Consider the following 26,637-nt stretch of genomic DNA (forward strand, 5'->3'; position numbering starts at 1 on the left):
GCCCGGGCCGTCCCGTCCCGGCCCGGGGCGCGGGCCCGTCGCCGTCACGCCCCGTCCACCGTGGGGTGGCCGGGGCGCGACGGACCGGGCCCTGGCAGGGGCGCGGCCGGGGCCGGGATTCAGAGGTGCGGCACGGCCGGCCGGCCACGGCGGGCCGTGCGCAGCCGCCGCCACGCCCGCACCGCCACCGAGACCGCCACCGAGACCGCCAGCACCGTGCCCGTCACCAGCAGCCAGTTGCGCGGATAGTCCAGCGGCAGCGCCGTGGGATTGCGGACCGTGCCCGGCCGCAGCAGTGCGGGCGCCGCCACCAGCGTCACGCTGCCCGCCACCACCAGCCCCGCCCGCAGCACGGCCCAGCCCGGCCCGGTGCCCAGCAGCCCGTGGAGAACCATCCCGGCCCCGAGCACCAGCGGCACCAGCAGCAGGTCGTGGATCAGCACCAGGCTGCCCAGCCAGACCGCCACCTCCTGCGGGTCGCCGGGCCGGGTCGCCACCGCCAGCAGCCGCAGACCCGCACCCATCAGCACCAGCCCGGCCGCGCCCAGCAGCCAGCGCAGTGCCCGGGCCGCCGTCCAGCCGGCCCTGCCCGTCCGGCCCGCCTTCCTGTCCGCCATCACAGCACCTCTATCCGGTGCACCCACTTGGTCTGCCGGACACCGGGGCGGTTGGGCGCGATGATCCGCGCCGGGAAGCCGTGGTCCAGGGACAGCGTCGCGCCGTTCAGCCGCAGCGCCAGCAGCGTCAGGGGGTCCCTGATGTACGTCGGACCCATCTCCATCACCCGCCAGGCGCCGCGCTCCTGGAGCGAGACCACCCGCACCGAGCCGCCGTCCGCGATGCCCGCCCGTTCCAGCAGAACCCGCAGCCGGACCCCGCTCCAGCGGGCCGACACGCTCCAGCCCTCCACGCAGGCGATGGGCAGCTCGGCCTCGTGCTGAGGCAGCGCGCCCAGCTCCGCCAGGGACAGTGCGAAGCTCCCCCGGGTGCCGCTGACCTGCAGCCGCCAGTCCGCCAGCGCCGCCCGGTCGATCCCGGCCTGGGCGGCGGTGCGGTTGACCGGAACGCCCTGGCCGCCGTGGTCCGGGTGGCGCGGGGCGAGCAGCGTGGCCGGGGCCAGCGGGGTGACGGACTGGCCCACCGTCACCACGGTCACCACGCCCACCGCCGCGCCCACGCCCAGCAGGAACGCCCGCCGGTCCCGCTCCTCCGCATCCTCCCCGTGCTCCGCCCGCTCCGTGTCCGCCTCCGCTTCCGGTGCGGCCGGCCGGGGACGGCGCCAGTTGGCGACGATCACCGGCGCCTTCACCGTCACATGCAGCAGCAGCGCGCCCACCAGCACCCATCCCAGGGCCCAGTGCACATCCCGGAAACCGAACGGCCAGCCGTACCACTGGACCACGTTCATCAGGCCCATCAGCACTTCCAACAGCGCCACCGACACCAGCACCGCGATCGACATCCGCTCCAGGGCGTGCCGTACCGAGTGCACCGGCGGCCACACCCACAGCCTCGGATACACCGTCCACAACTTGGCCAGCAGCAGCGGCACCAGCGCCATGCCGGCCGCCACGTGCAGGCCCTGCGTCACCCGGTAGCCCCACACCGGCCGGGTCGGCAGATGCGGCACCAGCCAGCCCGGCGGGGTCTGGAGGAGATGGCTGACCAGCCCGGTCAGGAAGCACACCACCACGCCGAGCCCGAGCCACCGCCCGACCATGGTGGCGGTGCGCGGATGGTGCAGCCGGTTCCGGAACCGGAACAGCAGCCGTTCCCCGGAGACCCCCGTGCCCGCCGGACCCCTCACCCTCACCACCCCGTGAAGAAGAGATGGTCGACCGTGATCGCGACCGCCGCCTGCGCCGCCAGCCACCACCGCACCGATCGCCGCGGCAGCAGCGCCGCCGCCAGCAGCATCCAGACCGTGAACGGCAGCCAGATGCGTTCCGTCTCGGCCTTGCTCATCCCCGAGAGGTCGGCCAGCAGCGCCGCCGCCACGGCCGCCGCGACCAGCACCAGCACCACCCCGCGCGGCTTCCGCCACGTCCCCGGAACCCGCCACACCGGCCGGCCCGGCCGCTCCCGGACCAGTGCCGCGCCCGCCCGGCGCAGCGCCGCCGCCCCGGCCAGGCCGAGCGTCAGCGTCTGCACGGCCACATTCGCCCAGATGAAGTAGGCGTACGGCCGCTCCCGGGCCGCCCCCTGGTAGTAGCGCTCGTAGAGGGTGAAGTAGCCGTCGAACCACCAGAAGCCGCCGGCCGTGAACAGTGCCGCCACCGCCAGCATGCCCGCCAGCACCCAGGGCAGCGGACGCCAGTTCCCGGCCAGCAGCAGCACCGCCAGCGCCGGCACCGCCATCAGCACCATCCCGTAGGAGAGATAGAGCAGCCAGCCGAACAGCAGCCCGGAGCCGAGCGCCGCCGCCCACGGCACCCGCACCCGCCCGGTCGCGGCCAGGGCCAGCAGCGCCAGCGCCCAGGCCGCCACGGCCGCGAAGTAGGCGTCCGCCGACACCCCCAGCCACACCGCCGCCGGGGCCAGCACCAGGAACGGCGCGGCGCGGCGGGCCCACAGCTCCCGCTCCGGCTCCCGGCCGCGGCCCAGCGCACGCACCGTCACCAGCACGGCCGGCACCAGGGAGGCGCCGGTGAGCAGGACGAACCAGGCCGCCCAGGTGGCGCCGCCCAGGCCGATCCGGTCCAGGCCGGCAAAGGTGAGCAGGGCGCCGGGCGGATGCCCGGCCACATGGACCGTCCAGTTGTTCTCCGAGCCCAGCAGAATCCGGTCGGTGAAGGTGGACAGGAAGACCCCGAGGCCGGTCACCTCGTCCACATCGGTCAGGTATTCGCTGCGTTTGGCCAGCCGGCTGGTGACGCCCGTCCGCCAGCCGTTGACCAGGGCCAGCGCGATGATCCAGGCCAGCGAGGCCGCCCAGCCCGCCAGCAGCAGCCGCCGCCAGGGCAGCCGGGCGGCCAGTGCCGGGCCGTGGACCGCGACCACCACGGCGACCAGCGGCGCGGCCACCGTGCCGGGGCCGAGGTGGGGCTCGTAGTGGGCCAGCAGCGGCGGCCAGCGCATGTGCAGCTTCTCGTCGCCGTTGATGGCGTGCCCGACGACGGCGGCCACGGCGAACAGCAGCCCGGCCGCGGCCACCGCCGCGGCATCACCCGCACTCCACGCACGGCTGCCCGCGGTTCTCCGCCGCCCCTGGGTGTCCTGCCCGGTCTGCTGCCGGCTGATCGGTGTCGTCTGCGCGGTCACGTCTCTCACGCTACGGCCGCTCGGTGCACGGGGCCCTGATCACCGGGCGGGCGTCACCACATTGTCAGATCCTCATGCCGATCCTGCCCGGCGTGTCCTGCTCCGGCCCGGTTCGTTGGCTCAGGGTATGAGCGAGAAGAACCGTGCGGGCAAGCGCGCCGCCCGTGAGCGTCTGGCGGCCGAGCGGGCCCGGGAACAGGCCGCGGAGAAGCGGGTACGGCTGGTCAAGGTGCTGGGATCGGCGGTGGCCGTGATCGCCGTGGTCGGGCTGGCCGGCTATTTCGCCGCGGGCAACGGCAACAGCGACGCGGCCAACGGCGAGGCGGCCGAGCCCGTCGTCCAGGGACCGGCCGACGCCCCCGCGGTGCTCACCGTCTACGAGGACTTCCGCTGCCCGGCCTGCGGCCAGTTCGAGACCCGCTTCAGCGACACCGTCCACGCACTGCAGGACGAGGGCAAGCTGCGCGCCGAGTACTACCTGGTCACCATCATCGACGACGCCCTCGGCGGCGACGGCTCGCTCAACGCGGCCAACGCCGCGCTGTGCGCGGAGGACGAGGACAGGTTCACCGCGTACCACGACCTGCTCTTCGCCAACCAGCCGCCGGAGCAGGACGACGCGTTCGCCGACAAGGACCGCCTGATCGAACTCGCCGGGCAGGTCGACGGCCTGGCCACGGAGGCCTTCCAGGAGTGCGTCCGCAACGGCACGCACAACGACGCGGTCGCGGCCATGAACGCCCACTTCGAGGACTCCGGCTACAACGCCACGCCCACCCTGCTGCTCAACGGCGAGAACATCTACGGCGACCGCAGCGAGCCCCTCACCACCGACAGCCTCCGCCGGCGCGTCAACGACATCGCCGCCGCCTCCTGACGCCCCTCATCCCTCCCCACCTCTCAACGCCCCGAACCCACCCTTCGGGGCGTTCCCCCTGCCGCCCCGCATCCCCGTGTGCACGGAACGTCAGACATCGCCACTGACCAGAACTGGCCGATGCTGACAAAATCATTGCAACTGTCAAGCAAGGCGGGTAGCTTCGCGGCGCATTTATTGTGGACCTGGGGAGGTCCGGTGCTCGTCCGGCGCCCGCTCGTCCTTGTTCTGACCCTTCTGCTGGCGGTCCTGACCAGTACCGAAACCGCTGCGGCCGCGGCCGTGCAGTGGCAGCGGGACCACGCGGCGGCAACCGACCCCGGCCGGCGTCCCGCACAGTCCTGGGGCACCGCCGACGGCCGGGACCACCGCGCGACGGCCGCCGAGACCGCCGCCGACGCCGGGCAGGGCCGCGCGCCCGGCACCGCGCCCGGGCAGCTCGCCATGGAGCCCGGCACCTCCGGCCCACGGGATCTCGGGGACACCCAGCCTTCCCTGGAGACCGAACCCGCCGAGATCCTCGACGCCCCGGAGCCCGAGGAGTTCCCGGACGGTTTCGACGAGCAGACCAGCGTCGAGGTGCCGGACCGGCGCGACGAACGCTCCCGCACCTACCGCAACCAGGACGGGACCTTCACCACCCGCTACTACAACGAGCCGGTGCACTTCCGCGGCGCCGAGGGCGACTGGCGGGAAACGACACCACCCTCCGCCGCCGGACACCGGCCGGCCTCGGCACCCAGTCGGTGGATGGCTGGTCCACCACCTCCACCGAACTCGGCATCACCTTCGGCCCGCACGCCGCCGCCGACCCCCTGGTGACCCTCCGCCTCGACGCCGGCCACGCCGTGGGCTACTCGCTCGACGGAGCCGCCCCGTCGGCCGGCACCACGCAGGGGGCGCTCATCCGCTACCCCGGCGCCCGGGAATCCGCCGACCTCGAACTCCTCGCCGGCAGCGACACCGCCAAGGAGACCCTGGTCCTGCACGGACCGGACGCACCCACCGAGTGGCGCTTCCCGCTCCGCCTGGAGGGCCTCACCGCCACGCTCGACGACGGAGGAGGGATCTCCTTCTCCGATGCCGCCGGCGAACTCCGTGCCTCGATGCCACCCGGCTGGATGGAGGACGCCAATCTCGGCGAACACTCCGGTGAGGGCGCGATCTCCGACGGAGTCGAGTACGCCCTCACCACCGACAACGGCCGCCCCGTCCTCGTCGTCACCCTCGACGCCGGGTGGCTTGCCGACCCCGAGCGGGTCTTCCCCGTCCGGGTCGACCCCACCGTGACCGGCATCACCGCCTCCTCGGCGACCTATGTCCAGAAGCCGTACAACACGAACTTCAACAGCGACACCGTGCTCAAGGCGGGCACCTACGACGGCGGCACCCACGCCGCGGCGGCCTTCCTCCGCTTCTCCGGCGTCAACACCACCCTGCAGAACGCCTGGGTGCTCGGCGCCCGGCTGGCCCTCTACAACAACTGGTCCTACTCGTGCAACGCCCGGCCCGTCACCGTTCACGCCATCACCCAGAACTGGTCCGCGGGCACCCTCAGGAACTACCCCGGACCCACCACCGGACCGGCCCTGGCCAGCAAGCGCTTCGCCCACGGATGGCGGCCCTCCGGCACGACCTCCTGGAGCTGTGCGCCCGCCTGGGAATCCATATCGCTCGGCTCCGCCGGCCGCCAGCTCGTCGATGACTGGACCCACGGCCGGAAGACCAACTACGGCCTTGCGGTCAAGGCCTCCACCACCGACTCCTACGGCTGGAAGCAGTTCGGCTCCGACCTGTACACCAACGGCAAACCCAGCCTCGACGTCACCTGGACCAACTACGGAGCCATCTACAAGCCCGGCCAGCTCGTCACCCCGGTGACCGCCACCCAGGCCGGCGCCCAGAAGGTGACCATCACCAACCAGGGCACGCAGACCTGGCCGAAGAACGGCGACTACCAGCTCACCTACCACCTCTACGACTCCTCCGGCACCGAGCTGACCAGCTCCTCGCTCCGCCGCTTCACCCTGATGCCGCAGGACGTCTCCCCGGGCGAGACCCTCACCGTGGACGGCGCCATCGCCCCTCTCGAACCCGGCACGTACACGGTCCTGTGGACCATGACCCACTACGGGCACCACCGCTTCACCAGCGTCGGCGTCCCCGGCGCCGCGGTGAAGATCTCCGCGGTCAACATCCCGCCCCGGCTCACCGCCGCCGCCCCCGGCAGCGGCGCGGTCTTCCAGACACTCACGCCCACCCTGTGGGCCAAGGGCAGCGACCCCGACCACCACCCCGCCGACGCCCTCCTCTACACCTTCGAGGTCTGCGAGGTGGACGGCGCCAACACCCGCAAGAACTGCCGCAAGGAGTCGCGCACCGCGAGCCAGAACTGGACCGTGCCCGCGGGCTGGCTGGCATGGAACAAGACCTACGCCTGGTATGCCTACGTCTGGGACGGCAGCGGCACCTCCCTCCGGCCGAACCCCTCCCTGTTCTCCATCCAGGTGCCGCAGCCGGCCGTGACCGGCCACCTGGGCGGCGAGAACGGCCACGATTTCGGCCCCCGGACCGGCAACTACGCCACCTCGGCGACCGATGCCTCGCTCGCCACCGCCGGACCGGAACTGTCCGTCACCCGTACCTACAACTCACTCGACCCGCGCACGGGCACCGCCTTCGGCCCGGGCTGGTCCAGCCGGTGGGACATGCGGGCCGCGGCCGACACCGCGGGGGACGTCGTCATCACCATGCCCACCGGCCGGCGTGCCCGCTTCGGCCTCAACAGCGACGGCGGCTACACCCCGCCGCCCGGCAGCGCGGACAAGCTCACCGCGCCGTCCGCCGGCGGCTGGGTGCTGCGCACGACCGACGCCACCACCTACACCTTCGACTCCGGCGGACGGCTCACCGAGATCGCCGACGGTGCCGGCCGGAAACAGCTCCTCACCTACACCGACACCAGGCTGACCAGGGCGACCGACGCGGTCTCCGGCCGGTACCTGGACTTCGCCTGGGACGGCCCCCGGGTCGCCTCGGTCACGACCAGCCCGGCCGGCACCGACGAGCCCGGGCTCACCTGGACCTATCACTACACCGACGGGCGCCTGACACAGGTCTGCCAGCCGGGGCAGCCCACCGCCTGCACCCAGTACCAGTACCAGGACGGCTCGCTGTACCATTCCGCCGTCCTCGACCACAGCCCCGTCTCCTACTGGCCGCTGGGCGAGTCCGGCGGCGCGCTGGCCCGAAGCGTCGCCCCGTCCCGCACCGGGTTCAACCACGCCGATTACTACAACGTCGAGTACGGGGCGCCCGGCGCCCTGGCCGGCAGTGACGACACGGCCGTCACCTTCAACGGCACCGACTCCTCCATCCGGCTGCCCGACGACACCCTGCGCACCACGACCTTCCTCACCATCGAGCTGTGGTTCAAGACCACTTCGCCGGGCGTGCTGGTCGGCTTCCAGAACGGCCGGCTGGAGGACGGCTACCCGAGCCAGAAGAACCCGCCGCTGACCGTCGACGCCAACGGCAAACTCAGCGGCTTCTTCTACACCGGCTCACCCGACGCCATCGACCCGATCAAGACCACCACGACGGTCACCGACGGGCAGTGGCACCATGCCGTTCTCACCGCCGCCGGCACCACCCAGACTCTCTACCTGGACGGCCGGAAGGCGGGCAGCCGCACCGGTCCCCTCGGTCACCGGGATCTGTCCTACACCTACCTCGGCGCGGGCTGGTCCGACTCCCGGTGGGACGGCGGCCCCCAGGGTGTCCGCCACTTCGCCGGCCAGATGGACGATGTCGCCGTCCACCACCGGGCCCTGGACATGGCCACCGTCGTCGAGCACTACGCCGCCCGCACGTCCCGCGGCCTGATGAGCACGGTCACCCTGCCCTCCGGACGTACCCACGCGGCCAACACCTACGACCCCGCCACCGCCCGGATCACCACCCACACCGACGCCAACGGCGGTACCTGGCGGATCTCCGGGCCCGGCTACTCCAACGGCTCGGCCGCCTACGCCGACTTTGTGAAGGCCGACAGCCCGAGCGGCTACTGGCGGCTGGACGACCGGGGCGGCGCCGTGGCCGCCGGCGCGCTCGACGACGGCCTCGACGGCGCCTATCTGGACGGCGTCCGACGCGGCTCCGGCCCGTTCACGGACGGCGACACCACGGCGCCGGTCTTCGACGGCGACAGTGCCGTGGAGATCCCTGCCGAGGCATGGGGGACCAGCAGCCGGCAGACCGTCGAACTCTGGTTCAGGACCGACTCCCACGGAGTCCTCATCGGCATGCAGGACGTGCCCTTCGGCGAGACCGCGGCCGGCTGGTGGCCCATGCTGCTGGTCGACTCCGACGGCATGCTGCGCGGACGCTTCCGCTACCCCGGCGACTCCACCACGCTGATGTCCGCCGAACCGGTCGATGACGACGCCTGGCACCACGTCGTCCTCACCGGCGACGCCGGCGGACAGGCCCTCTTCCTGGACGGCGTGCTCCAGGCCGACAACACCCAGCCCGTCAACGGCGCCCGGCTCGCCTACAGCTATATCGGCGGGGGCTACTCCTCGGGGAGCTGGGACGGCGGCAGCACCGGCTACCGCAACTTCACCGGCCAGATCGCCGATGTCGCCATCCACGACGACACCGTGTGGGCATCCGGCTTCGGCGGCGAGGTGGTCTACGACCGGGAGAGGATCGTGACCCGGCACCGGCTGCGCCGCTGGCTGCTGGCGGGCACCGGCGAGAACTACGAGAACGCGGTGCGGGGAAGCGCCCCCGCGGCCTACTGGCGGCTCGACGAGCGCTCCGGCACACTTGTCGCGGACGAGATCACCGGCCGGGACGGCACCCTGACCGGCACGCACCCCAGCACCCTCGGCGCCATGGGAACCTTCGGACCGGGGGACCGCACCGCACTCCGGCTGGGCAACCCGGGCGACCATGTCGCCTTCCCCGGCGCCTTCCTGGGCGGCACGGACCAGCTCTCCGCCGAACTGTGGTTCCGCACCGGGACGACCGGCGGCGTGCTGCTCGCCCTCCAGGACCAGCCGGCCGGCACCACACCCACCCGCTGGCACCCCCTGCTCACCATCGACGGGGAGGGCAGACTGCGCGGCGAATGGTGGGTCAGCGGAGTGGGCGGAGCCCAGCCGATCACCAGCCCGCGGCCGGTCACCGACTACCAGTGGCACCATGTGGTGCTCGCCGGGGGCGGCACCAGCCAGACCCTCTATCTGGACGGCGAGGTGGTCGGCACCTTCGCCGGGCAGATCTCCGACCAAGGGCTGCCCCACGGGCTCATCGGAACCGGATACACCAGCCCCGACTGGATCGGCCTGCCCCGGGGCGACCACCACTTCACCGGCAGCGTGGACGAGGTGGCGCTCTACCGCCACACCCTGACCGAGGGGCAGGTGCGCGCCCACTACCTGGCGCAGAGCCGGCCGGAGACCCACTCCCTGGGCGCCACGGTCACCATCACCGGCCCGGCGGGCAACACCACCAGCACCACCTACGACGTACTGCGCGGCTGGCGCACCACCGCCTCGACGGACGCCGAGGGCGGCGTCACCAGCTACGCCTACGACACCGGCGGCTTCCGGCACACCATCACCGACCCCAACGGCAACGCCGTCATCACTGGACACGACCGGCACGGCAACACCGTCTCCACCAGCACCTGCCGCGGGCCGAACAACTGCCAGACCTCCTTCGCCACCCACTACCACAACGAGTCCGACCCCCTGGACCCGCGCAACGGCAAGGTCCTGACGACGAGCGACGCCCGCTCCCAGGACCCGGCCGACACCCGCTACCGCACCACGACGACCTACACCCCGCTCGGCCTGCCCGACACCACCACCCTGGCCGACGGCCGCTCCTCGTCCCGCACCTACACCGACGGCACCGAGGCCGCCACCGGCGGAGGCACGGTTCCCGCCGGCCTGGTCAAGACCATCACCACCACCGGCGGCGCCGTCACCTCCTACGACTACTACGCCAACGGCGACATCGCCCGCATCACCGAGCCCTCCGGCGCGGCCACCGCATTCGGCTACGACGGACTCGGCCGCCAGACCTCCCAGACCGTCCTCTCCGATGCCCACCCGGAGGGCCTCACCACGACCTACGCCTACGACGCCATGTCCCGGATCGTCCGGGAGACCGGGCCCGGCGCGGTCAACGAGGTCACCGGCACCACCCACACACCCGAGATCCGGCGCACCTTCGACGACGACGGCAGTCTGCTCACCGAGACCGTCGCCGACCTGACCGGCGGCGACCCCGAACGCACCACCAGCTACCTCTACACCACCCACGGCCTCACCGAGGCCGTCATCGACGCCGAGGGCAACACCACCACCTACGTCCACGACGCCTTCGGCCGCGTCACCCGCGAAACCGACCCGCTGGGCACCGTCTACCGCTACCGCTACACCCCGCGCGGCCAGCTCGCCGAGACCGTCCTGGAGGACTGGGCGGGCGATCCCTCCGGCGAGATCCGCGACCTCGTCCTCGAATCCCGCGCCTATGACCCGGCCGGCCGCCTCGCCTCCGTCACCGACGCCATGGGCGCGACGGTCTCCCACACCTACTTCGACGACGGCCTGCTCGCCACCACCACGGCCCACGACATCACCCAGTCCGACGGCACCGTCCGGGACATCCTCCTCGAAAGCAACACCTACGACCCCGCCGGCCACCTGATACGTCAGACCACCGGCAACGGCGCCACCACCGTCACCCACGAGATCGACGCCACCGGACGCACCGCCGCCACCGTCCTCGATCCCGACGGCCTGAACCGCCGCACCGCCGTCACCTACGACAACGACGACCGCGTCCTCGAAACCCGCCTGACCGGTGCCCCCTCCGGCAGTGCCCACCTCACCACCGCCTACACCTACGACACCGCAGGCAACGTCCTCACCGAGACCGTCTCCGACGGCACCTCCTCGTCCGCCACCCGCCACCGCTACAACCAGCTCGGCCTGCGCACCGCCACCATCAGCCCGCGCGGCAATGAAAGCGGGGCCGAGCCGGCCGACTTCACCACCGAGTTCCGCTACGACACCCACGGCCGCCCGGTCGCGGTGACCGCCCCCGCGGTCCTCGTCGAACGCAACGGCGACCCCGCCGTCTCCCACCGCCCTGAGATCCTCACCGGCTACAACACCTTCGGCGAAACCACCGAGGTCCGCGACGCCGAAGGCAACACCACCCGCCACACCCTCGACCTTCTCGGCCGCCCCACCGAAACCCACCTCCCCGCCTACACCCGTCCCGACGGCACCACCCTCCCCGCCCGGACCTCCACCGTCTACGACCGTCTGGGCAACGTCCTGTCCACCACCGACCCGCTGGGCAGCACCACCGAATTCGCCTACGACCAGCTCGGCCACCTCACCGAGCGGACCGGCCCCCACCCCGACGGACCCGGCATCCCCTCCGGAACCGCACCGGCCCCTGACCCCCTCACCACCAACGCCACGCCCGACGGCCGCGGCCTGCACACCTTCACCTGGACCCCCACCGGCCTCCAGCTCTCCGCCACCGGCCCCACCGGCGCCCGCACGGAGGCCACCTACGACGAACTCGGCCGCCGCCTCACCAGCACCATCGTCGAGCGGTACCCCACGCCCCAGAACCTGACCACCACTTACACCTGGGACGACGCCGGCCGCCAGACCAAGTCCGTCACCCCGCGCGGCACCTGGACCGAGGCCACCTACAACGCCGCCGGCCAACCCCTCACCGTCCAGGACGCCACCGGCCTGCTGTCGTCCCACACCTACGACCCCTTCGGCCGCCTCGCCGAGACCCGCGACGCGCAGGACCACCGGACGGTCACCCACTACAACCACCTCGGCCTGCCCATCCAGGTGGACGACTACGGCACGACCTCCACCCTTCAGCGCTCCACTCACGCCGAGTACGACGCCGAAGGCAACCCGACCGCCGACATCTCACCCGCCGGCATCCGCACCACAGCGACGTATGACGCCCTCGGCCGCGTCACCCAGCAGACCGAACCCGTCACCACCGCCACTTCCCTGGTCACCACCTTCGGCTACGACGCCAACGGCAACCGCACGCGCCTCACCGACCCCCGGGGCAACACCACCCACTACACCTTCAACGCCTGGGGCCTGCCGGAATCCACCGTCGAGCCGGTCACCGACGCCCACCCGTCCCTGCCCGACCGCACCTGGACCACCCTCTACGACGCCTCGGCCCGGCCGGTGCAGGACCTCCTCCCCGGCGGCGTCACCCGCAACCGCACCTACGACGCCCTCGGCCGGATGTTCCACGAGACCGGCACCGGAGCCGAAGCCGCGACCCAGGACCGCCACTTCACCTACGACCTCACCGGCCGCATGGTGACAGAGGGCCCCACCGACACCCTCATCCCGCCCGACACCTACACCTACAACGACCGCGGCCAGCTCCTCACCGCCCAAGGCCCCGCCGGAGACGTCTCCTACACCTACGACGCCAACGGCAACATGACCTCGCGCACCGACGCGCAGGGCACCACCACCTACACCCACACCGCCCGTGACCAGCTCGCCACCGCCACCCACTCCACCAACGGCACCGGCGTCACCTACGCCTACGATCCGGCCGGCCGCCTCACCACCGAAACCAACGGCAGCGCCCGGCGCGCCTACACCTACGACGACCTGGGCCGCCTCGCCACCGACACCCTCACCGATCCGGCCACCGCTGCCGAACTCTCCGCCATCGAGTACACCTACGACCTCGACAACCGCCTCACGCGCAAGACCACCCGGGGTACCGCCGGAGCCGGCAGCAACACCTACACCTACGACGACGCGAGCCGCCTGACCTCCTGGACCCGCGACGGCATCACCACCGACTACACCTGGGACGCCGCCGGCAACCGCACATCGGCCGGCTCCGAATCCTTCACCTACGACGAACGCAACCGTCTCCTCACCGAAGGCTCCACCCACTACACCCACACGCCGCGCGGCACCCTCTCCACCATCACCGCCCCCGGCGAGGACCCGCGCACCCTCGACTTCGACGCCTTCGAACGCAAGATCACCGACGGCGCCAGCACCTTCACCTACGACTCCCTGGACCGCGTCATCACCCACAACGGCACACCGTTCACCTACGACGGCGGCTCCAACAACCTCCTCTCCGAAGGCTCCACCCACTACACCCGCACCCCCGGCGGCTCCGTCCTCGCCTCCACCGACGCCACCTCCGGCACCACGACCTGGCTCATCACCGACCAGCACACCGACGTCGTCGCCGGCCTCACCACCGACGACCCCACCCCCGCCCTCACCACCTCCCGCGCCTACGACCCCTTCGGGCAGACCCTCGCCGCCACCGGAACCGCTCCCTCCCTCGGCTACCAGTCCGGCTGGACCGACCCGGACAGCGGCGACGTCAACATGGCCTCCCGCTGGTACCAGCCCGGCACCGGCACCTTCACCTCCCGCGACACCTGGCTCCTGACCCCCACCCCCTCCATCGCCGCCAACCGCTACACCTACGCCCACGCCAACCCCTTCTCCTACACGGACCCCACCGGCCACTGGGCGATTCCGGCGGTGGCCGTAGGCGCGCTCGCCGCCGCGGCAGTGGCGGCTGGCGTAGCGCACTACTACGCGACACATGACCCGGCCCCTATCTACATCGACGTCAACGTTTCGGTCCCCTCGTGGGACGACATCTCACGGCCATTCCGGAGCCCCAAGACCAAGCTGAGGACAGTCCGCCCCTCGACCTGGTCACCGTCACTCGGCGCTGCCCAGGCCGCCGCGCGGGCTGCTGCTGCCGCAGCAGCAGCGGCTTGGGTCGCCGAGCAGGACTTCCTGTGGCGTGCACGAGGGAATCGCCCGTCCAGCGGCATCGACCCGGGCAGGGGGCCCGGGCCTGGAAGCGGCCCCGGCGACGGCGTCAGCCCTGCGGGGAGCGGTGGTGTGAGCCTCACAGGTGCCAGAGGAACAGGCCCGAACGGCGGTGGCCCTGCCCCAGTCCCCTACATCCCCCAGAACCCCCGCGAGCCCGCCCCCGCCCGCCCCGCCCCCCAACCCGACTGGGACTCCAGCACCGGCACCTGGGACCCCAGCCAGGGCTGGAGTTCGGAGATCACCAACGAGCAGATACTGGCCTACTTCAACGGCGACTCGTTCCATCCCAGTGAATTGAGTGAACTGTCTGTTCCAGGGGGCGGTAACGCGTGGCGCTCGACCGGAGAGGAAGAGGAGATAAGGCTTGCGATGTTGGGCCTGGGGTCAGCGGAAATGCTCACGCTCTCTACATGCCCAGGGAAAAGTATTACGACGGTTTCACTGGACAACATGAATGCCGCGCCACTGGTATTTTCGCCCGCTTGGACATGTCTGATCTGACCACCAAAAAGCACCCGAATGGCCCTGGGACCGGCGCGGGAGCCAAGAAGCCAGCCGGGTACGCGGAGATTGAGAGCCAACCGGGTGCCACAGCTCACAACGGGCATTTGCAGCCGAAGGCGTCCGGTGGCTCAGGGACCGATTTGAGGAACCTAGTAGCCGAGTACAGCAAGGTGAATACTCCGTACCTGAGGACAGGTGTCGAGTGGGATATCAAGGAGACTTTGGAGGCTGGTAAAACAGTGATACTTTCCATTATTCCACACTATGACAAGCAGAATTCTGGGATACCTTCAAGGCTTCAATACGACTACACTGTCCTCGAAACCAGGGTATCCAAAAGTTGCATGATCTATAACGAACCGGCCGGCGGGCGTACGACGGGAACGGTAAACTGTCCCAAGATGTAAGATGGGTTGGCTATGGTGGATTATCTGCAGAAAGTTCGTGAACTTCTTGGGGAGTCCAGATTCCCCCTCTCTGTTCCGGGGGCATGGCAAGCCTTGGAGAGAGAGTTGGTCTATGAAATCCCTGCAAGCTATAGGTGGGTGGTTGACAGCTATGGCCCGGTACAGCTGAACTGGCATCTTCATCTGGGTCACCCAGCGGTTCCATGGCGCGATCTGCGCATCTTTATGAGAGAAGTATGTGAAAGCTTCACGGATAACGGGCTTGCCGGAATTGATTGTCCAGGGTTCGAAGGGAAAGGAGCTTTCTATGGTCCCGGAGGGTTGATCCCCCTCACGCATACCGATCGGGGGGAATACCTCTTTCTTCTGGATCGGCACGGGAGTGGGCCACGGTGGCTGCTGGCCTTCGACCGCGATGAGGACGAATTTTACGAGTACCGTATGGATTTTGGTGAATGGTTGTACAGATACCTTGTCGGGGAGGACATGTTCGGCCCTGGCAGTGCTGTTTTCTATCCAGGGCCCGTAAAGCTCGACCGTTGGCCGACGGGTGAAGGGGAGCAGCACATTGAGTGGTTTGGTCCTGCCAGGTGATTTCGGTCAGGGGATGATCTCGGTGCTCTCGGAACCCGGTCCGAGGAGATCCCGCCGGGAGGCCGGGAGTCGTAATCCTGGCGACACCGGGCCCATCGTTGCCGTATTGAACGTTCGGGACACTGAGCGCTCACTGCCTGGGCTCGCCAGGCAGCGCTGAGGGTATGGCCGTGGTTCCGTGTGCCGAGCCGTACGAGGGGGAGGTCTGAGGTGTGCTTGAACTGCCGGCCGGTCCGTATCTCCGGTGTAGACGCGATGTTCGAGGCGGCCGAGGACCGTGCGGGGATCACGGCGTCGAGGGAACCCGGTACGTGCTCAATGAACGGTCCCGGGGCGGGCTGGATCACCCTGGCCCGGCAGGAGCGACTGCGCGGGGAGGACCCGCTGAGCGTGTGGGCGGTGCTCGCCGAAGGCGTTCTGCACCAGCGGGCGGGCGGCCCGGCAGTGATGCGCAGCCAGTCGGAGCACCTGCTGGATCTGGCTCGACTGCCGCACATCACCATTGATGACGCAACACCCGCCACCGGCCTGCGCCGCCCGCCGGCCCATGGCCCGGCTGCGGAGAATCCGCTGTGGCACGGCCACGTCGGCCTCCCTCAGAGCGACAATCCCGATGACATCGTCATGTCCCACCCCATCGGTACGGAGTGGTGTCGGAAGTCGGCGGCAACGTGCTCACCCACCGCGCCATCGCCTGCCTGTGCGGGCTGGATTTCCCCTTGACCCGAGTCGCCACTCGCAAAGGCCGCAGGCACGTCCGCAGGGCATGGCCGAAGGAAAGATTTCCCTGCGGGAGGTGGGCTTCGTCGCGGCTTCGGTGGACATCTGTCGGAGGGTGCGGGCCCGTCCCTGTTCTTGAGGCCGACGGCTGCCATATCGCGGCATGGTGCTGGTATGGCTACCAGGAAGGTGACCATCACTCTCGATGAATCCCTGGTCGAGGCCCTGGCGGGTGCCGCTGAAGAGCGGCAGGTCTGGGGCCGAACGTGGCCGAGGAAATGCGCGACGATTCTTCGCTGAGCGTCCTGTGGCATGGTTGTCCCGAGTGCGCACGGCCGCACGGCAAACCGAGAGAGCTGGCCGAATTATTTGGTCACGGATTGTTTGATAAGCTACTTCGAGTCTTCATGTGCGCCGTCTCTCGCAACTCTGCCGGAAGTAGATCATGATCTCAGAGCTGATAGACCTTCTTGGGGAGAGTCCGAGTCGGCAAGTCGGGCTGCGTCGGCATTGGCGTGAGGTGGAAAGGCTGATCGGGATCACGCTTCCAGATGATTACAAGTGGCTGGTGAACAACTACGGTGACGCCCATATCGCCGGACACCTGTGGTTGCCTCACCCAGCCGCACCCACCGGGCCTCCTTTCGGGCCTCGTGACCTGCTGACGTTCATAAAGGAAGAGGTAGAGAACTGGAAAGCGATCCGGGAAGGATACGTGTGTGTACCGGATCGTGTCCTTGCTGCCCGGGAGGATCTGGTCCCGTGGGCGCGCCATGACTGGGATGGGGACCTGTGCCTTCTGCTTCCCCCGGTAGACAATTCTGCGGCATGGGAAGTCGGGGTTGCGTTGCGCCAGTATCCGGAGATCATGGTATTCCGCGGCGGCCCGGTGGAGTTTGTCCTCGATTTCCTGGCCGGGCAAGGGCCTCGAGGATGGCCCACAAACAGACCGGGCTGGATGTCCTGGGACGACGCCCGGAACTATCACGGGCCTGATGGGGAAGCGCGGCCCGGCTCCTGACGGTGCCGGCTTGCCGGACCGCCGGCGGTCCATGCCGCGGCCCCCGGACCCCCGGGAGCCCCGGTGACGTGGGGGCCCGGTGATCTCGTCGGTCGGGACGTGACGGCAATGACCCCGTCCCGGCGCCGGAGCCGTGACGTACCGGCCTTGGCGGGGGAGCGGGTGCTGTTCGTGCCCGGAGGCGTGACGGAGGACCGGGCATGGCGGAGTTCGGAGCGGCGGAGCGGCTTGAGCAGCGGGTGAGACCCGCGCAGCCGGGCGACGGGGAGGCGGGGCGGAGCCCGGGGAGGACGGCAGAGCGGGGGGCGGGCAGGCCGCGGCGGGGCGGCTGGGCGGTTGCGGCGCTGGTGACCGGCATCCCCGGCATGGTGCTGATCCCGGTCAGCGTCGTTTTCGGCATCGTCGCCCTGGTGCGGATCAAGAAGACCGGCCGGCGCGGCCGGGGGATGGCCATCGCCGGCATCGCCCTGCCCGCGGCGATGCTCGTCATCGGGCTGGGGGCCGCGGGACTGCTGCTGGCGGCCGGGCGCCCGATGCCATGAGGGACTGGGCACGGGAACCGGCCGCCGAGCAGTTTCCCGTCTATGCCCTGGAGAAGGGCGACTGCCTGGGGTCCCCGGGCAGCGCCGAGGAGGAGCTCCGCCGGCCGGGGCGTCACCTTGGTGCCGTGTACCGAAGCCCACGAGGGAGAGGTGTGGGACGTGCCGGAGCTGCCCGACGGACCGTATCCCGGTGAGCAGGCGGTGCTCACGGCAGCCGAGGAACGGTGCTGGGACCGCGGTGTCGAGGGCCGCACCTGGGGCACCTGGTGCGCGCCGAACGAGCGGTCCTGGAACGTCCTCGACCACCGGACCGTGGCCTGCGTGCACTGGAACGTGCGATGAGGGCGGCGCCGGCCGCCTGCGCCGGCGGCGGCGGATGCGGTGATGGTGAACCGGGTGGGGCATCCGGGCGGGCGACACGGTAGCCTCGGCGGCACCATGGACATCCTTGCGTCGATCCCCAGCCCGGGCACGAGCGAGATCAATCTCGGACCGTTCCCGCTCCGCGGTTACGCGGTGTGCATCATCATCGGTGTCTTTGTCGCCATCTGGTACGGCGGCCGGCGCTGGGTCGCCCGTGGCGGGCGGCCCGGGACGGTGGCCGACGTGGCGATCTGGGCGGTGCCGTTCGGCCTGGTGGGTGCCCGGATCTATCACGTGGCGACCGATTACCAGATCTACTTCGGCGACGGCCCCAAGGACCCCGTCGACGCGTTCAAGATCTGGGACGGCGGGATCGGCATCTGGGGCGCCATCGCCGGCGGCGCGGTGGGTGCCTGGATCGCCTGCCGGCGGCGCGGCATCCCGCTGCCCGCCTTCGCCGACGCCGTGGCCCCGGGCATCGCCTTCGCGCAGGCCATCGGCCGCTGGGGCAACTGGTTCAACCAGGAGCTGTACGGCAAGCCCACGGATGTGCCCTGGGCGGTGGAGATCGACACGATCGAGGGCGTGCAGACCTACCACCCGACCTTCCTCTACGAGTCGCTGTGGTGCATCGGCGTCGCGGTGCTGGTGATCTTCGCCGACCGCCGCTGGAAGCTGGGGCACGGCCGGGCCTTCGCGCTGTACGTCGCGGCCTACACCGCCGGGCGTTTCTGGGTGGAGTACCTGCGGATCGACGAGGCCCACGAGGTCCTGGGCCTGCGGCTGAACAACTGGACCTCGCTGCTGGTCTTCGCCGCGGCCGTGGCCTACATCGTGATCTCCTCCCGCAAGTCGCCGGGCCGTGAGGACCCGGCGGCGATCGAGCCGCTCCCGGCCGGCGACGACCAGGCCGCGGAGGACGAGGACGCCGCTGCCGGCGCCGACGAGGACGGCGCCGAGGACGGCGCCGAGGGCGGCGTCACGGAAGCGGACGGGGAGGAGCGGCCGCGTCCGAAGGAGCAGGCGAAGGAAGCGGCGGACCGGGCCGAGGACGCCGGCAAGGCCGAGGGCGCGGACGCCGCGGACGGTGACGGTGACGGTGACGCCGGCAGCGCCGGGGACGCCGGTGACGGGGAGCGGCGGCCGGCGGCCGGAAGCCGGTAAGGGGCGCCTGACCAGGGCAGCGGCCCTGCGGCGGAGTAGGTTGGGGCCATGACCGCCGGTCCCGAGCCCCGCCGCCCCGACCAGCCGGGTCTGCCCGGCCGGACGCCCGCCGCCTCCGCCCCCGAGGCGCACCACAAGCACCGGGACGTGAGCGGCGGCTGGCTGCGCCCGGCCGTGTTCGGGGCCATGGACGGCCTGGTGTCCAACCTGGGCCTGATCAGCGGTGTGGCCGGCAGCGACGCCGGGGCGTCCACCGTGGCCATCGCCGGGCTGGCGGGCCTGGCCGCCGGGGCCTTCTCCATGGCGGTGGGGGAGTACACCTCGGTGGCCTCGCAGCGCGAGATGGCGCTGGCCGAGATCGACGTGGAGCGCCGCGAGCACCGCCGCCACCCCGACGACGAGCTGGCCGAGCTGGCCGCCGTGTACGTGAGCCGCGGGGTCGAGCCGGGGCTGGCCCGGCAGGTGGCCGAGCAGCTCTCGGCCGATCCCGATCAGGCGCTGGAGATCCACACCCGCGAGGAGCTGGGCGTGACGGCCGACGGGCTGCCGTCGCCCACCGTGGCCGCGGTGTCGTCCTTCTGTGCTTTCGGAATGGGCGCGTTCGTGCCGGTGTTGCCGTATCTGCTGGGAGCGACGGTGCTCTGGCCGGCCGCCGTCCTGGCGCTCACGGGGCTTTTTCTCTGCGGAGCGGTTGTGTCGAAGGTGACAACCCGGTCATGGTGGTACACGGGGCTCCGGCAACTGGCGCTGGGTGCCACCGCCGCTGCCCTGACCTATGCTCTGGGCGCGGTGCTCGGCGTGGCGCTCGGCTAGTCGGGCGGCCGGTCCGCGGCGCGGTCCGCGGCGCGGTTCGCGGACTGGTTGGCGCCGACGGCCATGCCGTATGGTGATTCGTGTTACCTCGTGGTTTCGTCCACGTCACCCTGGGGCATATGCTCCCTCACCCGCGGGCATAGACGCCCGCACCCCCACCTTCCCGGGTCGTCACGCCCACTGTCCCCGGCGTGCGCGCGAACCCGAGTCCGTCCGTATGCCGGACGTGGGTATCCACTTCTCGGGATATGGGGTCATTGTGTAACCTGCACGAAATTTCCGCGCCAGGGCCAGCGTCGTCCCTTGCTCAGCACATGCCTTTGAGACGACGGGAGAGCCGATGCGTTCTGCGTCCCACCCGGCCAAGCAGGGGATGTACGACCCGGCCAACGAGCACGACGCCTGCGGTGTCGGCTTTGTCGCCACCCTGACCGGTGAGGCGAGCCACGAACTCGTGGACCAGGCGCTCACCGTCCTGCGCAACCTCGAACACCGGGGCGCGACCGGCAGTGACCCGGACACCGGTGACGGAGCGGGCATCCTGCTCCAGATGCCGGACGCCTTCCTGCGCGCGGTGGCCGGCTTCGAGCTGCCCGAGCCCGGGGCGTACGCCGCGGGCCTGGCATTCCTGCCCGCCGGAGAGGACGGCGCCGCGGCCGACGAGGCCGCGGCCCGCATCGAGGCCCTCGCCGCCGAGGAGAAGCTGCGCGTGCTGGGCTGGCGCGAGGTGCCGGTGACGCCGGACCTGCTCGGTGCCGCCGCCCGCGCCGCCATGCCGGTCTTCCGGCAGCTGTACGTCACCGACGCCGACGGCGAGCGCACCGGCCTGGAGCTGGACCGCCGGGTGTTCGTGCTGCGCAAGCGCGCCGAGCACGAGACCGGCGTCTACTTCGCGTCCCTCTCCTCCCGCACCCTGGTCTACAAGGGCATGCTCACCACCGGGCAGCTGGAGCCGTTCTTCCCGGACCTCTCGGACCGGCGGCTGGCCTCCGCGATCGCCCTGGTGCACTCGCGCTTCTCGACCAACACCTTCCCCTCCTGGCCGCTGGCGCACCCGTACCGGTTCATCGCCCACAACGGCGAGATCAACACCGTCAAGGGCAACCGCAACTGGATGCGGGCCCGCGAGTCGCAGCTGGCCAGCGAGCTGTTCGGCGACCCGCAGGCGCTGGAGCGGGCCTTCCCGATCTGCACCCCGGACGCCTCGGACTCCGCCACCTTCGACGAGGTGCTGGAGCTGCTGCACCTGGGCGGGCGCCCGCTGCCGCACGCGGTGCTGATGATGGTCCCGGAGGCCTGGGAGAACCACACCTCCATGGACCCGGCCCGCCGCGCGTTCTACCAGTACCACTCCACGATGATGGAGCCCTGGGACGGCCCGGCCTGCGTCACCTTCACCGACGGCACCCAGGTCGGCGCGGTGCTGGACCGCAACGGTCTGCGCCCCTCCCGCTACTGGGTCACCGACGACGGCCTGGTGGTGCTCTCCTCCGAGGTCGGCGTGCTGGACATCCCGGCCCGCAAGGTGGTCCGCAAGGGCCGCCTCCAGCCCGGCCGGATGTTCCTGGTGGACACCGCCGAGCACCGCATCATCGAGGACGACGAGATCAAGGCCGCCCTGGCCGCCGAGCACCCCTACCAGGAGTGGCTGGAAGCCGGCCTGATCGGGCTGGACGACCTGCCCGAGCGCGAGCACGTGGTGCACACCCACGCCTCGGTCACCCGCCGCCAGCAGACCTTCGGCTACACCGAGGAGGAGCTGCGGGTGCTGGTCGCGCCCATGGCCCGCACCGGCGCCGAACCCATCGGCTCGATGGGCACCGACACCCCGATCGCCGCCCTGTCCGACCGGCCGCGGCTGATCTTCGACTACTTCACCCAGCTGTTCGCGCAGGTCACCAACCCGCCGCTGGACGCCATCCGGGAGGAGCTGGTCACCTCCCTGCACTCCTCGCTCGGCCCGCAGGGCAACCTGCTCCAGCCCGGCCCGGCCTCCTGCCGCAGCGTCACCCTGCCGTTCCCGGTGATCGACAACGACGAGCTGGCCCGGCTGATCCACATCAACGCCGACGGCAACCTGCCCGGCTTCGAGTCCGCCATCTTCTCCGGCCTGTACCGGGTGCACGGCGGCGGCGCCGCGCTGGCCGCCCGGCTGGACGAGATCTGCGCCGAGGTGGACCGCGCCATCGCCGACGGTGCCCGGATACTGGTCCTCTCCGACCGGCATTCGGATGCCGAGCACGCGCCGATCCCGTCCCTGCTGCTCACCTCCGCCGTCCACCACCACCTCATCCGCACCAAGCAGCGCACCCGCGTCGGCCTGCTGGTGGAGGCCGGCGACGTCCGCGAGGTGCACCACGTCGCGCTGCTCATCGGCTACGGCGCCGCCGCGGTCAACCCCTACCTGGCCATGGAGTCCGTGGAGGACCTGGTCCGGGCCGGCACCTACCTGCCGGACATCGACCCGCAGGACGCCATCCGCAACCTGATCAAGGCGCTCGGCAAGGGCGTGCTCAAGGTGATGTCCAAAATGGGCATCTCCACCGTCGCCTCCTACCGCGGCGCCCAGGTCTTCGAGGCCGTCGGCCTGGACGAGGAGTTCACCGACCGCTACTTCCACGGCACCGCCTCCAAGATCGGCGGCGTCGGCATCGACGTCATCGCCGAGGAGACCGCCCGCCGGCACGCCAAGGCCTACCCGGCCTCCGGCGTCGCCCCGGCCCACCGGAACCTGGAGATCGGCGGCGAGTACCAGTGGCGGCGCGAGGGCGAACCGCACCTGTTCGACCCGGACACCGTCTTCCGGCTCCAGCACTCCACCCGGCAGCGCCGCTACGACATCTTCAAGCAGTACACCGAGCGGGTGAACGAGCAGTCCGAACGGCTGATGACGCTGCGCGGCCTGTTCACGCTCAAGGGCGACCGGCCGTCCATCCCGGTCGAGGAGGTCGAGCCGGCCTCGGAGATCGTCAAACGCTTCTCCACCGGCGCCATGTCCTACGGCTCCATCTCCCGCGAGGCGCACGAGACCCTGGCCATCGCCATGAACCGGCTGGGCGCCAAGTCCAACACCGGTGAGGGCGGCGAGGACCCGGACCGCCTCTACGACCCGGAGCGGCGCTCCGCCATCAAGCAGGTCGCCTCCGGCCGCTTCGGCGTGACCAGCGAATACCTGGTCAACTCCGACGACATCCAGATCAAGATGGCGCAGGGCGCCAAGCCCGGCGAGGGCGGCCAGCTGCCCGGCCCGAAGGTCTACCCCTGGGTGGCGAAGACCCGGCACTCCACCCCCGGCGTCGGCCTGATCTCCCCGCCCCCGCACCACGACATCTACTCCATCGAGGACCTCGCCCAGCTCATCCACGACCTGAAGAACGCCAACCCCAGGGCGCGCATCCACGTCAAGCTGGTCTCCGAGGTCGGCGTCGGCACGGTCGCGGCGGGCGTGTCCAAGGCCCACGCCGACGTGGTGCTGATCTCCGGGCACGACGGCGGCACCGGCGCCTCCCCGCTGACCTCCCTCAAGCACGCCGGCGCCCCCTGGGAGCTGGGCCTGGCCGAGACCCAGCAGACCCTGCTGCTCAACGGTCTGCGCGACCGGATCGTGGTGCAGACCGACGGCCAGCTCAAGACCGGCCGGGACGTGCTGATCGCCGCCCTCCTCGGCGCCGAGGAGTACGGCTTCGCCACCGCCCCGCTGGTGGTCTCCGGCTGCGTGATGATGCGGGTGTGCCACCTGGACACCTGCCCGGTCGGCATCGCCACCCAGAACCCGGTGCTGCGCGAACGCTTCAGCGGCAAGCCCGAGTTCGTGGTCAACTTCTTCGAGTTCATCGCCGAGGAGGTCCGCGAGCTGCTGGCCGAGCTGGGCTTCCGCACCCTGGACGAGGCCATCGGCCGCGCCGACCTGATCGACGTCACCCGGGCCGTGGACCACTGGAAGGCCGAGGGCCTGGACCTCGCCCCGCTGCTCCACATGCCGGAGCTGACCACGGACGCCGCCCGCCACTGCGTCACCGGCCAGGACCACGGCCTGGAGAAGGCGCTGGACAACGAGCTGATCCGGCTCGCCGCCGACGCCCTCACCGCCGAGCGGCCCGAGGACGCCCAGCCGGTGCGCGCCCAGGTCGCCATCCGCAACATCAACCGCACCGTCGGCACCATGCTGGGCCACGAGGTGACCAAGAAGTTCGGCGGCGCCGGCCTGCCGGACGACACCATCGACATCACCTTCACCGGCTCGGCCGGCCAGTCCTTCGGCGCCTTCCTGCCCCGCGGCGTCACCCTGCGGCTGGAGGGCGACGCCAACGACTACGTCGGCAAGGGCCTGTCCGGCGGCCGGCTGATCGTCCGCCCCGACCGGGACGCCGACCACCTCGCCGAGGACTCGGTCATCGCCGGCAACACCCTCGCCTACGGCGCCACCGGCGGCGAGCTGTTCCTGCGCGGCCGGGTCGGCGAACGGTTCTGCGTGCGCAACTCCGGCGCCACCGTCGTCGCCGAAGGCGTCGGCGACCACGGCTGCGAATACATGACCGGCGGCCGGGCAGTGGTGCTCGGCGAGACCGGCCGCAACTTCGGCGCCGGCATGTCCGGCGGCCTGGCCTACGTCCTCGACCTGGACCGGGACAACGTCAACACCGGCAACCTGGACGCGGTCGGGGAACTCGACGACACCGACCGCGCGTGGCTGCACGAGACCGTGCGCCGCCACCAGGAGGAGACCGGCTCCACGGTCGCCGAGAAGCTGCTCGCCGACTGGGACAGCGCGGTGCTGCGCTTCAGCAAGATCATGCCCACCACCTACAAGGCCGTGCTCGCCGCCAAGGACGCCGCCGAGCGGGCCGGACTGAGCCAGTCCGAGGTCCACGAGAAGATGATGGAGGCGGCGACCCATGGCTGATCCGAAGGGCTTTCTCACCACCGGCCGCGAGGTCGCCAGGACGCGGCCCGTCGCCGAGCGGGTCAAGGACTGGAACGAGGTCTACGTCCCCGGCTCCCTGCTGCCGATCATCAGCAAGCAGGCCGGCCGCTGCATGGACTGCGGCATCCCGTTCTGCCACAACGGCTGCCCGCTGGGGAACCTCATCCCCGAGTGGAACGACTACGCCTACCGGGGCGACTGGGAGGCGGCCAGCGAGCGGCTGCACGCCACCAACAACTTCCCCGAGTTCACCGGCCGGCTCTGCCCCGCGCCGTGCGAGTCCGCCTGCGTGCTGGGCATCAACCAGCCCGCGGTGACCATCAAGAACGTCGAGGTCACCATCATCGACAAGGCCTGGGAAGCCGGCCACGTCACCCCCCAGCCGCCGGAGCGGCTGTCCGGCAAGACCGTGGCCGTGATCGGCTCCGGCCCCGCCGGTCTGGCCGCCGCCCAGCAGCTCACCCGGGCCGGGCACACCGTGGCCGTCTACGAGCGCGCCGACCGCATCGGCGGGCTGCTGCGCTACGGCATCCCCGAGTTCAAGATGGAGAAGCGGCACATCAACCGGCGCATCGAGCAGATGCGGGCGGAGGGCACCAAATTCCGCACCGGCGTCGAGATCGGCCGCGACCTCGACGCCCGCGACCTGCGCCGCCGCTACGACGCCGTGGTCATCGCGGCCGGCGCCACCACCGCCCGCGACCTGCCCGTGCCCGGGCGGGAGCTGAACGGCATCCACCAGGCCATGGAGTACCTGCCGCTGGCCAACAAGGTGCAGGAGGGCGACTACGTCACCTCCCCGATCAGCGCCGAGGGCAAGCACGTGGTGGTCATCGGCGGCGGCGACACCGGCGCCGACTGCGTGGGCACCGCCCACCGGCAGGGCGCGGCCTCCGTCACCCAGCTGGAGATCATGCCCCGGCCGTCCGAGGAGCGCCCGCCGAACCAGCCCTGGCCCACCTTCCCCCTGCTGTACAAGGTCACCAGCGCCCACGAGGAGGGCGGCGAGCGGGTCTACTCCGTCTCCACCACCCGCTTCGAGGGCGACGAGGACGGCAACGTGCAGTGGCTGCACCTGGTCGAGGTGGAGTTCAAGGACGGGAAGTTCGAGCAGAAGCCCGGCACCGAGCGGAAGATCCCGGCCCAGCTCGTCACCCTCGCCATGGGCTTCACCGGGGTGGACCGGACCAACGGCCTGGTCGAGCAGTTCGGCGTGGAACTCGACGCCCGCGGCAACATCGCCCGGGACGGCCGGTACGCCACCAGCGCGGACGGGGTCTTCGTGGCCGGTGACGCCGGGCGCGGCCAGTCACTGATCGTGTGGGCCATCGCCGAGGGCCGGGCCGCCGCCGCCGCGGTGGACCGCTACCTCACCGGCGCCACCGACCTGCCCGCCCCGATCCGGCCCACCGACCGGGCCCTGACCGTGTGACCCGGCGGTCCGGCCGCCGCCGGCCGGACCGCCCCCTCCGGACGTGCCCGTACAACGGCGTGCGGCACCGGCCGCGGCGCCCGCCCGCTCTTCCCGACCGGGGCGGG

The 26,637-nt window shown here is 71.0% G+C and carries 16 protein-coding genes; 13 read left to right on the top strand and 3 right to left on the bottom strand.

Annotated elements, in window-relative coordinates:
• Positions 1–119 precede the first annotated feature (119 nt).
• From GQS09_RS15430 to GQS09_RS15440, 3 genes are all read right to left on the bottom strand, one after another.
• Positions 120–617, bottom strand: coding sequence for a hypothetical protein (locus tag GQS09_RS15430; RefSeq protein WP_243761446.1), 498 nt, complete (start codon positions 615–617; stop codon positions 120–122).
• Positions 617–1,720, bottom strand: a complete 1,104-nt coding sequence (locus tag GQS09_RS15435; protein WP_165986662.1) for a molybdopterin-dependent oxidoreductase — start codon at positions 1,718–1,720, stop codon at positions 617–619. The genes GQS09_RS15430 and GQS09_RS15435 overlap by 1 nt, the downstream gene beginning before the upstream one ends.
• A gap of 89 nt (positions 1,721–1,809) precedes the next feature.
• Positions 1,810–3,261, bottom strand: a complete 1,452-nt coding sequence (locus GQS09_RS15440; protein WP_313896151.1) for a hypothetical protein — start codon at positions 3,259–3,261, stop codon at positions 1,810–1,812.
• A 127-nt stretch (positions 3,262–3,388) separates the two neighbouring features.
• On the opposite strand from GQS09_RS15440, the gene GQS09_RS15445 reads away from it, so the two are divergent.
• The 13 genes from GQS09_RS15445 (at position 3,389) to GQS09_RS15505 (ending at position 26,530) form a co-directional block, all read left to right on the top strand.
• Complete coding sequence (locus GQS09_RS15445; protein WP_165986650.1) at positions 3,389–4,138, top strand: thioredoxin domain-containing protein; 750 nt, start codon at positions 3,389–3,391, stop codon at positions 4,136–4,138.
• A gap of 198 nt (positions 4,139–4,336) precedes the next feature.
• Positions 4,337–4,960: a hypothetical protein gene (locus GQS09_RS15450; RefSeq protein ID WP_165986651.1), complete on the top strand. Its 624-nt coding sequence runs from the start codon at positions 4,337–4,339 to the stop codon at positions 4,958–4,960.
• A complete protein-coding gene (locus GQS09_RS30405) occupies positions 4,885–14,547 on the top strand; it encodes a LamG-like jellyroll fold domain-containing protein (RefSeq protein WP_165986652.1) in 9,663 nt (3,220 codons plus the stop codon). The genes GQS09_RS15450 and GQS09_RS30405 overlap by 76 nt, the downstream gene beginning before the upstream one ends.
• The gene (locus GQS09_RS15460) at positions 14,535–14,957 is read left to right on the top strand and encodes a DNA/RNA non-specific endonuclease (protein WP_165986653.1); all 423 of its coding nucleotides are present in this window, start codon (positions 14,535–14,537) and stop codon (positions 14,955–14,957) included. Before GQS09_RS30405 ends, GQS09_RS15460 begins: the two co-directional genes overlap by 13 nt.
• 12 nt (positions 14,958–14,969) lie before the next feature.
• Positions 14,970–15,551, top strand: a complete 582-nt coding sequence (locus GQS09_RS15465; protein ID WP_165986649.1) for an SMI1/KNR4 family protein — start codon at positions 14,970–14,972, stop codon at positions 15,549–15,551.
• A gap of 255 nt (positions 15,552–15,806) precedes the next feature.
• Positions 15,807–16,274 carry a Scr1 family TA system antitoxin-like transcriptional regulator gene (locus GQS09_RS15470; RefSeq protein WP_165986654.1) on the top strand — a complete coding sequence of 156 codons (468 nt, stop codon included), beginning with the start codon at positions 15,807–15,809 and terminating at the stop codon, positions 16,272–16,274.
• Between the two features lie 442 nt (positions 16,275–16,716).
• Positions 16,717–17,292, top strand: a complete 576-nt coding sequence (locus GQS09_RS15475; RefSeq protein ID WP_165986655.1) for an SMI1/KNR4 family protein — start codon at positions 16,717–16,719, stop codon at positions 17,290–17,292.
• A 200-nt stretch (positions 17,293–17,492) separates the two neighbouring features.
• The gene (locus tag GQS09_RS30410; RefSeq protein WP_279577746.1) at positions 17,493–17,834 is read left to right on the top strand and encodes a DUF4190 domain-containing protein; all 342 of its coding nucleotides are present in this window, start codon (positions 17,493–17,495) and stop codon (positions 17,832–17,834) included.
• 120 nt (positions 17,835–17,954) lie between these two features.
• Positions 17,955–18,176 (top strand): hypothetical protein, encoded by a 222-nt coding sequence (locus GQS09_RS15485; RefSeq protein ID WP_165986657.1) that lies wholly within the window; start codon positions 17,955–17,957, stop codon positions 18,174–18,176.
• Between the two features lie 96 nt (positions 18,177–18,272).
• The gene (lgt, locus tag GQS09_RS15490) at positions 18,273–19,361 is read left to right on the top strand and encodes a prolipoprotein diacylglyceryl transferase (protein ID WP_165986658.1); all 1,089 of its coding nucleotides are present in this window, start codon (positions 18,273–18,275) and stop codon (positions 19,359–19,361) included.
• Positions 19,362–19,409: 48 nt separating this feature from the next.
• Entirely contained in the window at positions 19,410–20,174 is a 765-nt protein-coding gene (locus tag GQS09_RS15495) for a VIT1/CCC1 transporter family protein (RefSeq protein ID WP_165986659.1), read from the top strand.
• A gap of 373 nt (positions 20,175–20,547) precedes the next feature.
• Positions 20,548–25,077 (top strand): glutamate synthase large subunit, encoded by a 4,530-nt coding sequence (gene gltB, locus GQS09_RS15500; protein WP_165986664.1) that lies wholly within the window; start codon positions 20,548–20,550, stop codon positions 25,075–25,077.
• Entirely contained in the window at positions 25,070–26,530 is a 1,461-nt protein-coding gene (locus tag GQS09_RS15505) for a glutamate synthase subunit beta (RefSeq protein WP_165986660.1), read from the top strand. The genes gltB and GQS09_RS15505 overlap by 8 nt, the downstream gene beginning before the upstream one ends.
• The last annotated feature ends 107 nt before the right edge of the window (positions 26,531–26,637 follow it).

Source organism: Streptomyces sp. YIM 98790 (assembly GCF_011421595.1).
Classification (GTDB): Bacteria; Actinomycetota; Actinomycetes; order Streptomycetales; family Streptomycetaceae; genus Streptomyces.

Excerpts from the sequence above, each read along its gene's own strand:
- GQS09_RS15430 (WP_243761446.1), bottom strand. The coding sequence starts at position 617 with ATGGCGGACAGGAAGGCGGGCCGGACGGGCAGGGCCGGCTGGACGGCG.
- GQS09_RS15435 (WP_165986662.1), bottom strand. The coding sequence starts at position 1,720 with ATGGTCGGGCGGTGGCTCGGGCTCGGCGTGGTGGTGTGCTTCCTGACC.
- GQS09_RS15445 (WP_165986650.1), top strand. The coding sequence starts at position 3,389 with ATGAGCGAGAAGAACCGTGCGGGCAAGCGCGCCGCCCGTGAGCGTCTG.
- GQS09_RS15460 (WP_165986653.1), top strand. The coding sequence starts at position 14,535 with ATGTCTGATCTGACCACCAAAAAGCACCCGAATGGCCCTGGGACCGGC.
- GQS09_RS15465 (WP_165986649.1), top strand. The coding sequence starts at position 14,970 with ATGGTGGATTATCTGCAGAAAGTTCGTGAACTTCTTGGGGAGTCCAGA.
- GQS09_RS15470 (WP_165986654.1), top strand. The coding sequence starts at position 15,807 with ATGTTCGAGGCGGCCGAGGACCGTGCGGGGATCACGGCGTCGAGGGAA.
- GQS09_RS15475 (WP_165986655.1), top strand. The coding sequence starts at position 16,717 with ATGATCTCAGAGCTGATAGACCTTCTTGGGGAGAGTCCGAGTCGGCAA.
- GQS09_RS30410 (WP_279577746.1), top strand. The coding sequence starts at position 17,493 with ATGGCGGAGTTCGGAGCGGCGGAGCGGCTTGAGCAGCGGGTGAGACCC.
- lgt (WP_165986658.1), top strand. The coding sequence starts at position 18,273 with ATGGACATCCTTGCGTCGATCCCCAGCCCGGGCACGAGCGAGATCAAT.
- GQS09_RS15495 (WP_165986659.1), top strand. The coding sequence starts at position 19,410 with ATGACCGCCGGTCCCGAGCCCCGCCGCCCCGACCAGCCGGGTCTGCCC.
- gltB (WP_165986664.1), top strand. The coding sequence starts at position 20,548 with ATGTACGACCCGGCCAACGAGCACGACGCCTGCGGTGTCGGCTTTGTC.
- GQS09_RS15505 (WP_165986660.1), top strand. The coding sequence starts at position 25,070 with ATGGCTGATCCGAAGGGCTTTCTCACCACCGGCCGCGAGGTCGCCAGG.